The sequence below is a fragment of the Candidatus Sodalis endolongispinus genome (assembly GCF_018777395.1).
GTDB lineage: Bacteria > Pseudomonadota > Gammaproteobacteria > Enterobacterales > Enterobacteriaceae > Sodalis_B > Sodalis_B endolongispinus.
Genome location: NZ_JAFJYC010000001.1, coordinates 1746449 through 1761206, shown reverse-complemented (window position 1 = coordinate 1761206; position 14758 = coordinate 1746449). Strand labels below are relative to the sequence as shown.

Here is a 14758-nt window from a genome sequence, read left to right as displayed (position 1 = left end):
CAGCCGACCACACCGGCCGCCGGCACGTTATCACGGCGTTCACCGCCGATGAGACTCAGTCGAACAACGCGCTGTGCAGGGTTCGCACCACCTGCTCGGCGTCGCCGCCCGGCACCAGCAGGCAAAGGTTATGGCTGCTAGCGCCGTAACAGATAAGCCGGATGTTGAACGGATCCAGAACACCGAACACCTCTTTGCCCACCCCGCAGGCCTGCGACAGTTTATTGCCAATCAATGCCACCAACGCCAGATCCTCTTCCACCTCTACCCGGCACAACGAGGACAGCTCGGTCAGCAGCGCCTGCGTCAGCAGGCTCGCGCCGGTGGTGGTGGAGCCGGTAGTATCCATGGTCAACGCCACACTGACTTCGGAGGTGGTAATAAGATCCACCGAGATAGCATGCCGCGCCAGAATATTAAATACCTCTGCCAGAAAGCCGCGGGCGTGCAGCATGTTGAGGCTATGCAACGTCAGCAGCGTCTGGCGCCGGCGCAGGGCCAACGCGCGGAACAGCGGCGGATTGTCGGTGTGGTTGTACACCAGCGTGCCGCCGGCGCTGGGATCCTTACTGGAGCCGACGAAGACCGGGATCGCGCTGCGTACCGCCAGCAGCAGCGTCGCCTGGTGCAGTATTTTGGCGCCAAAGGTGGCCATTTCCGCCGCTTCCTCAAAGCTGATTTCGTCAATCCGTTTGGCCGTAGGCACCACGCGCGGATCGGTAGTATAGATACCGGGCACATCGGTCCAAATATCGATTCGCCCCGCCTCTAGCGCTTCCCCGAGTAGCGCTGCGGTATAGTCGCTGCCGCCGCGTCCGAGCGTGGTGGTGCGCCCCTTTGCCTCGCTACCGATAAAGCCTTGGGTGATGACCAGCTCAGTTTTCAGGCGCGGCAGCAGCAGGGTGCGCGCCTGCGCCTTAAGGGCATGACTGTCCGGCTCGGCGCGGCCGAATTGATCGTTGGTGCGCATGACTTTACGCACATCAAACCACGCCGCCGCCACGCCGCGCTGGCGCAGGACTTCCACAAACAGCAGCGTCGACATCAGTTCGCCGTGGCTGACCAGCTCATCGGTCAGTGCCAGCGATGTCGCCAGTCCCGCCGCCTCGGCCAGCATGGCGATATTATCGATCATCCGGTCTATTTCTTCGCGAATTACCGTTTGCTCCGCCAGACGGTCGATAATGCTGTATTGAATGCGGCGCATTTCATCCAGATAGTAGGCGCGGCGCTCCGCTTCGTTGCCTTCCGACAGCGCGATCAGCACATTGGTGACGCCGGCCGAGGCGGAAAGCACCACCAGTCGTACCGCGGGATTAGCTAAGACGATATCCGCGCTGCGGTTCATCGCATCGAAATCGGCCACGCTGGTGCCGCCGAATTTGGCTACCCGCAGGGGAGCAGCTGAGTTGTTTGACATGCCTAAAAATGCCTCGTGTCGGATGTCATGGCTGATGACATCGGTGAAAACAGACTAGGCACGAGTCAAGCGCGGGAAACAGGGAGCAGGCGTAGAAGTTGGCTACGGTACACCCAGAAGCGCCCCACCGTGCCGATCGCCTGGTGGCGAACAATGCCGGTGACAACCCAGGGGATTCAGCCCCTGTGGTCGACGGCGGCCGGCCCGTATGCCCGCTATCGTCTCGGCGTCGCTCCCCCTGGGGTGTGGTCTCGGGAAAACGGATCCTCACACACCCTGCCTGGGCGACGCGCCTCTTCTGGTTAACGCATCAGATGCGTCACTAGGCCATTAGAAATAACGGGTAATAACGATGATGTCAACGTAGCAGCGTGTGAATTTATTATCGCCGGCGCCTTTCCCGGCAGGCGACAATTTACAGCAGGAAAATCAGCGTGAGTCTGTTAGGCTGAAAAGGCATGCCGCAAGGGCGACGTCGGTTTTGGCACCAGGCGACATCATTAGCGCAAGAAAAGGCATCCCCTGCGCGGCGTTAAGCGATACAATCAAAAAATATGCGACGATTTAATCACCTATAAGAGTGTTGTTATGAAAAATATTAATCCTAGTCATACCGCGGCCTGGAAAGCGCTGCAACAACATTTCGCTACCATGGAAGACGTGCAGATAAGCGACCTGTTCGCCCAGGAGCCTGAGCGTTTTTCCGCTTTCTCGGCCACCTTCGACGATCAAATGCTGGTGGATTACTCCAAAAACCGCATCACCGCTGAAACCTTGACCCGGCTGCTGGCGCTGGCGGAAGAGTGTGGCGTCAAAGAGGCCATCGCCGCCATGTTCAGCGGCGAGAAAATCAACCGTACCGAAGATCGGGCGGTATTGCATGTTGCGCTGCGCAACCGCAGCAATACGCCGATTAACGTGGATGGCAAGGATGTCATGCCGGACGTTAATGCGGTGCTGGCAAAAATGAAACAGTTTTGCGATCGGGTGATCGGCGGCGAATGGAAAGGGTATACCGGCCGCACCATCACCGATATTGTCAATATCGGCATCGGCGGCTCCGATCTTGGCCCGTATATGGTGACAGAGGCGCTGCGGCCTTATAAAAACCATCTCAATATGCATTATGTGTCCAACGTGGATGCAACGCATATTGCCGAAACGGTAAAAGACCTGGATCCGGCTACCACGTTATTCCTGGTGGCGTCCAAGACCTTTACCACCCAGGAAACCATGACCAACGCCCACAGCGCCCGGGATTGGTTCTTGAAAACCACCGGGGATGAGCAACATGTCGCCCGCCATTTCGCCGCGCTGTCTACCAACGCAAAAGCGGTAGCGGAATTTGGCATCGATACCGAAAATATGTTTGAGTTCTGGGATTGGGTGGGGGGCCGCTATTCGCTCTGGTCCGCCATCGGTCTGTCCATTGCGCTGTCGCTAGGCTTCGCTAATTTTGAAAAACTGCTCAGCGGCGCGCACGCTATGGACCAGCACTTCGTCTCAACGCCGCTGGATAAGAATTTGCCGGTGCTGCTGGCGCTCATCGGTATTTGGTATAACAATTTCTTCGGCATGGAGACAGAGGCGATTTTACCTTACGATCAATACATGCACCGCTTCGCCGCTTATTTCCAGCAGGGGAATATGGAGTCCAACGGGAAATATGTCGATCGCGAGGGGCATGCCGTCAGCTATCAAACCGGGCAGATTATTTGGGGCGAACCGGGCACCAACGGTCAGCATGCGTTTTATCAGCTGATCCACCAAGGGACTAAAATTGTTCCCTGCGACTTTATCGCGCCCGCCATCAGCCACAATCCCCTTACCGATCACCACGCCAAGCTGCTTTCCAATTTCTTTGCCCAGACCGAAGCGCTCGCCTTTGGCAAGTCTCGCGAGGCGGTGGAGCAGGAATTTAGCGCAGCCGGGAAATCACCGGATCAAGTGCAGCATGTGGCGCCGTTTAAAGTGTTCGAGGGTAATCGACCCACCAACTCCATTTTGCTGCGTGAGATTACGCCTTATAGTTTGGGTGCGCTAATTGCGCTGTACGAACATAAGATCTTCACCCAGGGGGCGATATTGAATATTTATACCTTTGATCAGTGGGGCGTTGAGTTAGGCAAGCAGCTTGCCAATCGCATTTTGCCGGAATTGGCGCAAGATAATCAGATTGATGCCCACGATAGTTCCACCAACGGCCTGATCAATCGCTATAAATCCTGGCGCCACTGATAAATTTTTCTTGAGGCCGCGCGGCCAGTTTCTGGCCGCCTTCTTTCATAGCGCCCGACGACCAACACTGTAAAGCGTGACGACGGTAGCGATTTAGAAACACTTTTAGAGATATTCTTAAAAACACACCGGCCGAGGCCGGTTAATTATCGTGGGAGTTGTCGGTAAAAAATTCCCATTAATAGTTAAAAAACAGCGAGTTAATGTTTAATTTCCCCTGACATATCGGCTATTTGCCCAAGGCGTGGACGTAATGCATCGCTGCAACTTTTTACCTAATGCAGGGTCCAAGTAGTATGCCTTTCAGCAAATTATCTCGACAATAATGGAGTGATGGCGATATTTAATTTCACATGTCGATAACAAAGCAGTGGAATATATCGCATTAGTCCGTTCTCACCCGCCTTTCAGCACTTTTGTGACCTTCTCATGGGCCAAGAATGCAATCTGTATTTTATTGCATTATATTGATTTATGATTCTTATATAAGTCAGATAACCATTAACTTTCTTTATAGTCATCATCCTCATGAGTTAAAGGTATTTAATATGAAAAAATTGTTAAGTGTAGTAATAGCTGCAGCGTTGATGGCGAGTGGTTCTTATGCGATCGCAGCACCGGCCACCACCGGTACTGACCAGGGCGGCACCGCAGGTGGCGCAACGGCTTCCGGCCTGAGTGCTGGCGCGGCCACGGCGGTAGGTGTCGGCGCTATCGCCGTTATCGCTGGCGCGGCGTTGATCTCTTCCCACAATGACGATAACGGTGGCGGTAGTAACAACCCCGGCACGAGCACCACGACGTCAACGTTCTAAGTAAAAAAATAATCAGTAACCACACGCAAGTGTGGTTATTTTTTGGACATTTTTCGTTTAGGATGAAACGACGTGCGCTATTTCTTTTTGTTAGTAGTGTGCTTTCTGTTGGCCGCTTGCAGTCAGTCACAAAAGGGTATAGGTGATACGTTCGCATTGGCCATGTTTGGGACGCCTGACGTTGAGATGACGCCGGCGTAGGTCCGCGCGATCCCTTACGCCAGTATGTACGCCAAGGTGAACGACGGGTCGCAGATTTTCGTGGTGCTGGAGTATGCCGAACAAGGTAATTTGAAATGGGCTACCCGCGACCAGGCGATGCTGGTGACGCGCAACGTGCGTCTCGTCAAGACTCTGGGATTGACGGATAACCTGCTGGAAGTGACCAACCTCGACACCGATCCCCTTATCCATCCCAATCGCATTCTCAATGGCACCGAATGGACGTCCACCCGTTCTTGGACAGAAAAGGCCAGCTGCGGGCCGCGACATTTATTTCCCGCTTCAGTCTGGCGGATAATGAAACCCTGACGATACTCAATGTCCCCCGCGCGACCCGCGTGCTTGAGGAAGATGTCACCGTGACAGAACTCAACACACATTACCGTAACCGTTACTGGGTGGATGCGCGATCCGGTGCCGTGATAAAAACCGAACAATTTATCGGACCGGACTACTTCCCGATCGAAACCACCATCTTAAATCCCTATAAACCATGAAAAAACAACTCTTAGTCGCCGTGAGTTTATGTGCTGGTTTTATCGCGTCCGCCATGGCCGACAGCCGGGTGGCGATTCATTATCCTGGGCAATCCCAAGCGCTGGTGTTACAAGGCGCCGCCAATCTGGAACAGCTTACGCTACGGCCTGGGCTTAACGGACGCACGTGGTGGCCGGGCACCGTGATTGCGGAAAGGACCGCCAGCGGGATACAACAGCAGGCGCAGCAGCAGTTGCTGGCTCGATTAAGTGCTTTTAGTGCGGCGCTACTCGGCGATAATGACGGCGAACTGGCCGACTCGGTGGACAGGGTGCGCGCGCAATTGGCCGCCATGCGGGTAACCGGGCGGCAGTTTGTGCCGCTGGATCCGGACTGGATACGTTTGCATGCAGAGGCCAATCGCCGATTGAGCGGCGAATATAGCGTTTATACGCTATCCCGGCCCACCAGCATACAGGTGGTCGGCGTCACGACGCCTGCCGGCCCGCAGCCCTATCAGCCCGGTCGCGATGTTGCCGAATATCTGCAAACCCACCAGCGCTTGAGCGGCGCGGAAAAGAACGTGGTCTGGGTTATTCAGCCTGATGGCAAAACGGAGAAAGTGCCTGTGGCTTACTGGAATCACCGTCATGTGGAAGTGGCGCCGGGCAGCATCATCTACGTCGGGTTCTCTTCCTGGTCACTGCCCAGGGCCTACCGGGATGTAAATGAACAGATTGTCTCCTTACTGACTCACCGGATCCCTGACTGATGAATAAAAAATATCTTCTCAGTTTTATTGCGCTATTGGTGGCCAGCGCCTGCCAGGCCGCTTCTTACCCCGCGCCGATAGGGCCGTCGCAAATGGATCAGGGCGGTGTGGGCCTGTTGCAAACGCCAACCGGGCGTATGGCGCGGGAAGGCGAGTTCAGCATGAACTATCGCGATAACGATCAGTACCGTTTCTACTCCCTGAACTTACAGCTGTTCCCTTGGCTGGAAAGCACCATCCGCTATACCGATGTGCGTACACGGCAATACAGCGGCGTGGAAAGTTTCAGCGGCGATCAGACCTATAAAGATAAAGGCATCGATTTTAAGCTACGCATGCTGCAGGAAAGCTACTGGTTGCCCGAGTTGTCGGTGGGTGTGCGTGACTTTGGCGGTACCGGACTGTTTGACAGCGAGTTCATCGCCGCCAGCAAGGACTGGGGGCCGTTTGATTTCAGTCTCGGCTTGGGATGGGGCTATCTCGGCAGCCGCGGTAACGTCACCAACCCGTTTTGTAAGGTCAAGGACAGCTATTGCTATCGCGATAACTCCAACCGTCAGGCCGGCAATTTTAATACCGGCTCCTTTTTCCACGGACCCTCGGCGGTCTTTGGCGGCGTTGAATATCAAACGCCCTGGCAGCCGCTGCGCCTGAAAGTGGAGTATGAAGGCAACAATTACCAGGATGATTTCGCCGGGACCATGGACCAGAAATCTCCCGTCAACGTCGGGGAGATTTACCGCGTCGCCGATTGGGCGGATGTTAACGTAAGCTACGAGCGCGGCAATACCTTCATGTTCGGTTTTACGCTGCGCACCAATTTCAACGATCTCAAACAGCAGCATATCGACGAGAAAAAACCGGATTACGCCCCGCATCCGCAATCTGAGATCCTGCAACATCAGGTCGTGGCGCAGCAGTTGACCGACATGCAGAGCAACGCCGGTTATTCGTCGCCGCATATCCAGGTTAAAGGTCGTACCCTGTATATGACCGGCCAGCAGTACAAGTACCGTGATAGCGCGGAGGGCGTGGATCGCGCCAACCGCATTATGGTGAATAATCTGCCGGAAAATATCGATACGCTGAAAGTCACCGAAACGCGCGAACACATGCCGATGGTGACCACCGAAACCAATGTGCGCAGCCTGCAGGATACGCTGGAAGGCTACCCGCTGGGCCATGAGCAGCCGTTGATTCAGCGCCGCGTCGAGCCTGACGTGCCGAAAACCGCCGAGCAGGGCTATTATATTGATCGCAGCCGGCTGCAGCTGAGTTGGTCGCCAGTGCTGAATCAATCCTTTGGCGGACCGGAAAGCTTCTACATGTATCAGATAGGCGTAGAAGGCACGGCCAATTACTGGTTGACCAATCACTGGTCGCTGTCGGGTAGCCTGTTTGGCAATATCGTTTACAACTACGATAAATTCAACTACACCGAACCGCCGTCAGATTCCCATTTGCCACGGGTACGTACCCATATCCGTTCCTATGTGGAAAACGACGTGTATGTCAGTAACTTGCAGACTACTTATATCGATCGCCTGGGCGATGGCTGGTATGGCCAGCTGTACGGTGGCTACCTGGAAATGATGTATGGCGGCGTCGGCGGCGAGCTGCTTTACCGTCCGCTGGACAGCAATTGGGCGGTGGGCGTTGATGGTAACTACGTCAAACAGCGCGACTGGGACAACATGATGAAGTTCACCGATTATAAAGTCGCCACCGGTAATCTAACGGGGTATTGGCAGCCGACCTTCCTGAACGGAGTTCTGGTCAAGGCGAGCGTCGGGCAATATCTGGCTAAGGACAAATGGGTGACGTTTGACCTCTCGAAACGCTTCGACAGCGGCATTACCGCCGGTGCGTATGCGACCTTCACTAATGTCTCGAAAGAGGAATACGGTGAAGGTTCCTTTACCAAGGGTTTCTATCTCTCGATCCCGCTGGATGTCCTGACGGTCACGCCGAACCGGACCCGTGCGCAGTTCAACTGGACGCCGCTCACCCGCGACGGCGGCCAGATGGTGGGACGCAAATACTATCTGTATGGCCTGACCGACGAACGGTCGCCCGCGGTGGAATAAGCGCGTTGGCGCGATTCATAGTGCAAAGGGCCTCCTTCGGGAGGCCTTTTTTTCCGGCAGACGGTCATGAGCGTAGCGTTTTTACCGCTGAGCGCGCCTACTGTTTATCGTCGGGGTTGCCGTGGCCCGTAGTGGTGCATCGCGCGCTGAATTGTGTGTACGGTATGTCAATGAACGGAGGTTCTGGGCTACAATGAAATCTTTGAATACGGGAGCGCGGACCCTATGCAGGATCAGGCCATAGTTGCGCTACTTGACGGTATTCGCTGGCTCCAGGTGCCGCCGACGTGGCCCGATGACTCGGCGCCTTGAAAAGCACTGCGGGCAAATTCGCGTCCGGCGCTTTCGCGAAGGGTTTGTCCCCGCCTGCATCGAAGCGGGGGAGGCGGCGCTATTGCCGGATTGCGGGCGATTCTGGCTGCGGGAGGTGGTGCTGTATGGTCATGACCGGCCTTGGTTGACCGCGCGCACGTTAGTGCCCGCCGTCACTGAGGCGGGGCCGGCGCAGCAGGTGCTGAGTCTGGGGGATGTGCCGCTGGGGCAATGGCTGTTCCGCCACCGGCCGCCGGCCCGCGCCGTTATCCAATTCGGCCGGGTCGGCACTTTGTGGGCGCGCCATGCCAGCCTGCGGCTACCAGAGGGGCAACCGCTGCTGCTGACGGAAGCGTTTTTACCCGACTGCCCGCTGTATGCCAGCGGTGATGATGTGCCTGAACAGTAAAGGAGAATTCTGTTGGATCACAGTCTGACACAGGATAGATGGCAGGCATGGTGCCGTTTGATGCGAATCGATAAGCCTATCGGTTCGCTGCTGCTGCTGTGGCCAACGCTATGGGCGCTGTGGCTGGCGGGCATGGCTATACCCGCGTTGGGAACGTTGACGGTATTTATTCTGGGTGTGTTTTTCATGCGCGCCGCCGGCTGCGTCATTAACGATTACGCGGACCGTAAAATAGATGGTCATGTTCAACGTACCCGCTCCCGCCCGTTGCCCAGCGGCGCGATAGGTGAAAGAGAAGCCAAACTGTTGTTCGGCGCGCTGGTGGGCATCTCTTTTGCGCTAGTGTTGACGTTAAATAGCATGACCATCGCGCTGTCGACGCTGGCGCTGGCGTTAGCCTGGGTTTACCCCTTCATGAAGCGGTATACACATTTGCCGCAGCTGGTGCTGGGTGCGGCGTTCGGCTGGTCGATACCGATGGCGTTCACCGCAGTAAGTGAGTCCTTACCATTAAGCTGTTGGCTGCTGTTCCTGGCGAATATCACCTGGACGGTGGCTTACGACACCCAATATGCCATGGTGGATCGGGATGATGATCTGCGTATCGGCGTCAAATCCACCGCCATCCTGTTTGGGCGTTTCGATAAGCTTATCATCGGGTTGTTGCAGTTGGCGACGCTACTGCTGCTGGGCGTTATCGGCTGGCAGCTCCGACTTGTCAGGTTATACTATCTGGCGCTGGCGGGCGCGGCGGGGTTATTTTTCTGGCAGCAAAAGCTTATCGCCGACCGCAAACGGGAGGCCTGCTTCCGGGCGTTTTTGAATAATAACCTTGTCGGAATGCTAATTTTTATCGGTATTTTGCTGAGCTTATTGCCCCATTGACCCCCTCTGTTGCGCCTATTCCAGCGCCCGTTCGCGGCGCTTGCGCCTATGCGCTCTCTGGCGGGACAGAGGTGCCGGCGCGTATAAGAGAACGCCGGCGGTAATCGGCGCCGGCGAGGTGTTTGGTAGGACGGCGGCGCGATGCTATAGCTGCTGGGCGTGACGACAGAGGTCGCTGGCGCGTAAAAGAGAACGCCGGCGGTGATCAGCGCCGGCGAAGGTGTCTACAAAGGCGGCGTGATGCTATAGCCGCTGGGCGCTACGGCAGCGTAGCGGCTACTCCGCCGGCAGCGCCGCGCTAGCGGGTCCGTTCGCCAACAAACTGGCGCTTTCGATCGTGCCCAGCACGTCGGGAGTAATCAATTCACTGAGAATGTCGCACATCTCGCTGACCTTTTCGTCAATGTCATCGCCGGTATCGCTGATATATTCCTCAGCGCGCAGCGTCGCCACCAGCGTTGAGAATACCGCTTTATCGAAAAACTCCGGTGCATTGATGCCGTGCAGTACCGATAGCCGCTGAGCCATAATACGGCTTTCTTTTTCCAACGTGCCGCGGTTAAGCTGTGGATTGGCGCGCAATAACGAAAAGGTAATGGCGTAACGCTGCAACGTCTCGCTTACGCTTGCGGCCAATAGCTGAAGGACATGCAGACGTGTGTGCGCCGGATACAGCCACGTTTCCTTCACCTCCACCAGTCCCTGACGCGCCAGTTCGGCGATAAGACTGTCGATGACCGGCGGTAAGTCTTGCTTGCTGTAACGCATGAATAATTCCGCTTTGAGCAGTGGATAAAGGAGCGTGATCCGCTGCTGCAGCTGGGCGTGTTCGATCCCCGGATGGCCGCAAATAATACTGGCCACCAGCGACGGCAGGATCAGGAGATGCTGAATATTGTTGCGGTAATAGGTCATCAGCACGGCCTGATCGCGAGACAAGCATATGATATCGCCGATGGTGTCATGCTCGACGGTGAACTTGTTCATCGCCAGCGCGTGGGCTAACAGCGCCTCCGGCGTCATATCGGGCACCGTGATGTCCGGCGCATAGGGCACATTGCGCAGCAGCTCAAGATAGCAGGCCAGCTGCGCCAGCAACTGCGGGCGGGTGAGCGAGCGCTGGCGCGAGGCCAGTAGCACGCTGGAGCACAAATTGATGGCGTTGGCTGCAGCAGCGTTGTTAATCCGCACCATGAGGGTGGCGGCAATCTCATCCACCGCCGGCGCCAGCCAGCCGGGACGCTGGGCCTCTATCGGGTCGACAGAATCACGCCACTGCGGTACCTGCTGCGACAGCCAGGTGGCCAGGGGCAGGGGGTCGCCAAAGTTGACATAACCCTGGCCCAGATTGCGCAGCTTGCGCAATCCGCGCATCATTTGCCAAAGCCCCTCCTTCTCTTTGGCCGCGCCGCGTAATTCTTTGGCATAAGTCGCCACTTCCATCACATGTTCATAACCGACGTAAATTGGTACCAGCGTAATAGGGCGATTGCCGCCGCGCAGCATGGCCTGGATGGTCATGGTCAGCGTGCCGGTTTTCGGCTCCAGCAGCCGCCCGGTCCGGGAGCGGCCGCCTTCGACGAAATATTCCACCGAATAGCCACGGGTGAATAACTCGCCGAAGTATTCGCGGAAAATGGTGGAATAAAGCTTGTTGCCTTTGAACGTGCGGCGAATAAAAAACGCACCCAGACGGCGGAAAATCGGCCCTGCCGGCCAGAAATTAAGATTAATGCCGGCGGCGATATGCGGCGGCACCAACCCCTGATGGTAAAGCACATAGGAAAGCAGCAGATAATCCATATGGCTGCGGTGGCAAGGTACATAGACAATCTCGTGGCCCTCTTCGGCCAGCTGACGCACGCGCTCGGCGTTGCGTACGTGCAGCCCTTGATACAGCCGGTTCCAGGTCCAGCTCAAAACCCGGTCGGAGAGGCGGATCGCTTCATACGAGAAGTCGGCGGCGATTTCCTCCATGAGTTCGATCGCGTTTTGCTGCGCCTTTTCGACCGAGATCTTCTTGCTGCGCGCCTCATCTTCCACCGCTTTTTCGATGGCTTTAGACGCCAGCAGCTTATTGAACAGATCCTGGCGTACCGGTAGCCGCGGCCCTGCCGCCACTAACCGCTGCCTGGCAAAATGGATGCGCGCGACCCGGGCTAGTTTCTGGGCGATAGACTTATCGGTACCGTGCTCGGTGGCCATATAGTGCAACGACAACGGGCGCGAAAAACGCACGAAACTGTCGCGCCCTAACCACAGCACCGCGAAGAACTTTTCGATACCGTTCAGTAAGCGCAACTGCGGTGCCGGCTGAGAGGTTTGCGACTCCCTGCCGGGCGAGCGGCCGAACATCACCGATACTGGCACCAGTTGGACATCCAAAGCGGGATTGGAGCGGTGCAAATCGAGGTAGTTATGAAACAGCGAAACGGATTGTGGTTTTTCAGCGTACCACGACAGCACGCGCGGCCCGTCATGAATAAAAACGTAGCGCGGCAGCGTTACGCCGTCGATATCCAGCGGCGTCAGCGGGTCAGGCAGACCTTGTTTCAAGCATTGCATACGCAGGGTGAGCAGGTCTGCTTTGGAGTTATAGGGCAGCACATACATCATAGGCTGCTGGGGGTCGAGCCCGGCTTCAGCGCGCGGATCGGCCGGAATAACTTTACTTCTTACCAGCAACTTTAGTGGTAAATCCAACAACGTATAATAAATTCTACGCCAACCTGACATATCTTTGTGAAGCCTCTTGTTAGCAATGCGATGCAAGAATACCAGAAACTGCGAGGCGGATCTTTGGCGGCGCCAGCGTCTGGGGTCACACAGCGGCGGCCGCTGCCACATCGCGTGCAAAAATAATGCCCGCCGGGTTCAAGTTCCCTGACACTCTCCGGCTATCTGCACGCGGCGAAAAGGTAACCGGGGGGTGACGCGGCCAGGGCGTAAGCGCTGCCACCTGCCTGTCCTTCAGGCCCCGGTTGACGCAACGCAACGGCATGGGGCTTATATTATCGTGAATGACACCCTATTTCGCGCGTTTTCGGTTTTCAATTGGCAATGACCTGTATATACTCTCAGAAAGACTGTATAAACAAACAGGGTACGGAATGAAAGCGCTAACCACCAGACAACAAGAGGTTTTTGACCTGATCCGCGACCATATCGCGCAGACCGGCATGCCCCCCACGCGTGCCGAGATTGCGTCGCGTCTGGGGTTTCGTTCGCCCAATGCGGCGGAAGAGCATTTGAAGGCGCTGGCACGCAAGGGCGCCATTGAAATTGTTTCCGGCGCGTCGCGCGGCATTCGTCTGATGATCGAAGAAGAAAGCGGTTTGCCGCTGATTGGGCGTGTGGCCGCCGGCGAGCCCTTGCTGGCCACGCAGCACATTGAAAGCCACTATCAGGTGGATCCCGCCTTGTTCAATCCCCATGCGGATTTCCTGCTGCGGGTCAGCGGTATGTCGATGAAGGATATCGGCATTATGGACGGTGACCTGCTGGCAGTGCACAAAACGCAGGATGTCCGTAATGGTCGGGTCGTTGTGGCGCGCATTGACGATGATGTAACCGTCAAACGGCTGAAACGGCAAGGCAATATTGTTGAATTGTTGCCGGAAAACAGCGAGTTTGCCCCCATTGTTGTGGACCTGCGGCAGCAGGAACTGACCATTGAAGGTTTAGCGGTTGGGGTAATACGCAACGGCAACTGGCTTTAAACCGCGCGGTGGGGGTGAGCGCAATGTGTCCCCCCCTCTGTCGCTTGTTCGCTTGACCTCGTCGGCACCTCTTGTTCCTTTTCGCCTATGCTTCTTTGCGCTGTAACTGAATGCCGCAATAAATATCGCGCGTTATTGGCCAATGTCAGCCTTCCCCCCTTCTTTGCCCGTCTTTAACTAATATGTCATGCGCCAGCTTTTGCACCTTGGCCTCTTACTACGCCCGTCAGCTGAAGTTTGCACTTGCTCATTGATGTAGTTGCCTGTGACTTAGGAATAAGCAGGCATGCTCAAACATCGCTGTCACTCCTAGGTGCGTCACAAGTCGAGAACCTAGCCAGTGGCTGCTGTGTTTCTCATCTGCAACGCGTACTACGCCAAGCGTTTCGTAGGGCTTGACACATTTTATTACAGACTCGACGTGCCGCCTGGCGCTGACTTCCTACTGTTTTCACAGGTGTTATTCCTATATCTCTGCCCAAAGCGATATCTTGCGAAGGAATCCTCTGGTAAACACAGCATTTACCCAATTCACTGCTATAATTTATTTAAACCTTAGCTAAGCGCCTTTTGTACGGTTTGGCTGGATCTACGGATTCAGGTTTGGAAACGATTGCTATTATTAAACTACCTTTTAAAGGAGTCATAACATGAATAAAGACGAAGCCAGCGGCAATTGGAAACAGTTTAAAGGTAAAGTCAAAGAACAATGGGGTAAGTTCACCGATGATGATTTGACCATCGTGGAAGGTAAACGCGATCAATTAGTCGGCAAAATACAGGAACGATATGGTTACGGCAAAGAATCTGCCGAAACTGAAGTCAATGATTGGAAAACCCGCAACAAATACTGGTGGTAAGCGGTTTTCAATAACCAAGGTTGAGTAAGTGTAACCGCTTACCTACCGAGAAGTTCCTACCCAAAGGTACAAGGATGTACCTTCCTAGCGTAAACAGTACCTATCGCGAGCAAGGTTATTACAATATTGCTAAAATTTATGATGCCGAAACATGGCTGCGCATTGAGGCATTGCGGGAGGACATAATGGAATATTTGGATGAAGATAGATTCTATCTATTCCCCTTTGATAACGGAAAAGCCATCACGGAAGCATCATTACGTGATGCTATGAATGAACATAAAAACATTTTGATAAAAATGTATGATGGTGGCTGGGCCCCAAAAACTTTTATCCCTTCAATGACTACCGCAAATAAAACGGTAAAAATTGCCACCAACGCCGGCTATAAGACGACAGTCTCTTATAATAATAAAGAAATAACCCTTGAAAAAGGGGGCATGTTAACATTAACCTCCAAAGCGGTCTGGCATGAGGTTAACTCGCGATAACGGCCGGGCAAGGTTGTTGACAATGATAAACTGAACCGCCTCGGTTACCCT

13 protein-coding genes and 1 riboswitch are annotated in these 14758 nt (G+C 55.1%); of the genes, 11 read left to right on the top strand and 2 right to left on the bottom strand.

Annotated features, from left to right (window positions below; all coding sequences use genetic code 11):
- Nucleotides 1-55 precede the first annotated feature (55 nt).
- Entirely contained in the window at nt 56-1420 is a 1365-nt protein-coding gene (lysC, locus tag JZM24_RS08495; protein WP_215669330.1) for a lysine-sensitive aspartokinase 3, read from the bottom strand.
- Nucleotides 1421-1529: 109 nt separating this feature from the next.
- A riboswitch (Lysine riboswitch) is annotated at nt 1530-1726 on the bottom strand.
- A gap of 282 nt (nt 1727-2008) precedes the next feature.
- On the opposite strand from lysC, the gene pgi reads away from it, so the two are divergent.
- From pgi to ubiA, 8 genes are all read left to right on the top strand, one after another.
- Nucleotides 2009-3658, top strand: coding sequence for a glucose-6-phosphate isomerase (gene pgi / locus JZM24_RS08490; protein ID WP_215669329.1), 1650 nt, complete (start codon nt 2009-2011; stop codon nt 3656-3658).
- Nucleotides 3659-4098: 440 nt separating this feature from the next.
- Nucleotides 4099-4473, top strand: coding sequence for an exopolysaccharide production protein YjbE (gene yjbE, locus JZM24_RS08485; RefSeq protein WP_246579915.1), 375 nt, complete (start codon nt 4099-4101; stop codon nt 4471-4473).
- 225 nt (nt 4474-4698) lie between these two features.
- On the top strand, nt 4699-5004 hold the full coding sequence (locus tag JZM24_RS20050) for a YjbF family lipoprotein (RefSeq protein ID WP_220098834.1): 306 nt from the start codon (nt 4699-4701) through the stop codon (nt 5002-5004).
- A complete protein-coding gene (locus tag JZM24_RS20045; RefSeq protein ID WP_246579914.1) occupies nt 4914-5192 on the top strand; it encodes a YjbF family lipoprotein in 279 nt (92 codons plus the stop codon). Before JZM24_RS20050 ends, JZM24_RS20045 begins: the two co-directional genes overlap by 91 nt.
- On the top strand, nt 5189-5944 hold the full coding sequence (locus tag JZM24_RS08475) for a capsule biosynthesis GfcC family protein (RefSeq protein ID WP_215669328.1): 756 nt from the start codon (nt 5189-5191) through the stop codon (nt 5942-5944). Before JZM24_RS20045 ends, JZM24_RS08475 begins: the two co-directional genes overlap by 4 nt.
- Nucleotides 5944-8031 (top strand): YjbH domain-containing protein, encoded by a 2088-nt coding sequence (locus JZM24_RS08470; protein WP_215669327.1) that lies wholly within the window; start codon nt 5944-5946, stop codon nt 8029-8031. Before JZM24_RS08475 ends, JZM24_RS08470 begins: the two co-directional genes overlap by 1 nt.
- Before the next feature lie 295 nt (nt 8032-8326).
- Nucleotides 8327-8752, top strand: coding sequence for a chorismate lyase (locus JZM24_RS08465; protein ID WP_215669326.1), 426 nt, complete (start codon nt 8327-8329; stop codon nt 8750-8752).
- A gap of 12 nt (nt 8753-8764) precedes the next feature.
- A complete protein-coding gene (gene ubiA / locus JZM24_RS08460; protein WP_215669325.1) occupies nt 8765-9637 on the top strand; it encodes a 4-hydroxybenzoate octaprenyltransferase in 873 nt (290 codons plus the stop codon).
- A 276-nt stretch (nt 9638-9913) separates the two neighbouring features.
- Here the strand turns inward: ubiA and plsB are convergent, their stop codons facing one another.
- The gene (gene plsB / locus JZM24_RS08455) at nt 9914-12373 is read right to left on the bottom strand and encodes a glycerol-3-phosphate 1-O-acyltransferase PlsB (protein ID WP_215669324.1); all 2460 of its coding nucleotides are present in this window, start codon (nt 12371-12373) and stop codon (nt 9914-9916) included.
- A 374-nt stretch (nt 12374-12747) separates the two neighbouring features.
- Here plsB and lexA point away from each other — a divergent pair, with 374 nt between their 5' ends.
- From lexA to JZM24_RS08440, 3 genes are all read left to right on the top strand, one after another.
- Nucleotides 12748-13356 (top strand): transcriptional repressor LexA, encoded by a 609-nt coding sequence (gene lexA / locus JZM24_RS08450; RefSeq protein ID WP_215669323.1) that lies wholly within the window; start codon nt 12748-12750, stop codon nt 13354-13356.
- Between the two features lie 650 nt (nt 13357-14006).
- Nucleotides 14007-14216, top strand: coding sequence for a CsbD family protein (locus tag JZM24_RS08445; protein WP_215669322.1), 210 nt, complete (start codon nt 14007-14009; stop codon nt 14214-14216).
- Between the two features lie 74 nt (nt 14217-14290).
- Nucleotides 14291-14707: a hypothetical protein gene (locus JZM24_RS08440; RefSeq protein WP_215669321.1), complete on the top strand. Its 417-nt coding sequence runs from the start codon at nt 14291-14293 to the stop codon at nt 14705-14707.
- Nucleotides 14708-14758: the final 51 nt, after the last annotated feature.

Excerpts from the sequence above, each read along its gene's own strand:
- JZM24_RS08475 (WP_215669328.1), top strand. The coding sequence starts at position 5,189 with ATGAAAAAACAACTCTTAGTCGCCGTGAGTTTATGTGCTGGTTTTATC.
- plsB (WP_215669324.1), bottom strand. The coding sequence starts at position 12,373 with ATGTCAGGTTGGCGTAGAATTTATTATACGTTGTTGGATTTACCACTA.
- JZM24_RS08470 (WP_215669327.1), top strand. The coding sequence starts at position 5,944 with ATGAATAAAAAATATCTTCTCAGTTTTATTGCGCTATTGGTGGCCAGC.
- JZM24_RS08440 (WP_215669321.1), top strand. The coding sequence starts at position 14,291 with ATGTACCTTCCTAGCGTAAACAGTACCTATCGCGAGCAAGGTTATTAC.
- yjbE (WP_246579915.1), top strand. The coding sequence starts at position 4,099 with ATGCAATCTGTATTTTATTGCATTATATTGATTTATGATTCTTATATA.
- lexA (WP_215669323.1), top strand. The coding sequence starts at position 12,748 with ATGAAAGCGCTAACCACCAGACAACAAGAGGTTTTTGACCTGATCCGC.
- JZM24_RS08465 (WP_215669326.1), top strand. The coding sequence starts at position 8,327 with ATGACTCGGCGCCTTGAAAAGCACTGCGGGCAAATTCGCGTCCGGCGC.
- JZM24_RS20050 (WP_220098834.1), top strand. The coding sequence starts at position 4,699 with ATGTACGCCAAGGTGAACGACGGGTCGCAGATTTTCGTGGTGCTGGAG.
- JZM24_RS08445 (WP_215669322.1), top strand. The coding sequence starts at position 14,007 with ATGAATAAAGACGAAGCCAGCGGCAATTGGAAACAGTTTAAAGGTAAA.
- lysC (WP_215669330.1), bottom strand. The coding sequence starts at position 1,420 with ATGTCAAACAACTCAGCTGCTCCCCTGCGGGTAGCCAAATTCGGCGGC.
- JZM24_RS20045 (WP_246579914.1), top strand. The coding sequence starts at position 4,914 with ATGGACGTCCACCCGTTCTTGGACAGAAAAGGCCAGCTGCGGGCCGCG.
- pgi (WP_215669329.1), top strand. The coding sequence starts at position 2,009 with ATGAAAAATATTAATCCTAGTCATACCGCGGCCTGGAAAGCGCTGCAA.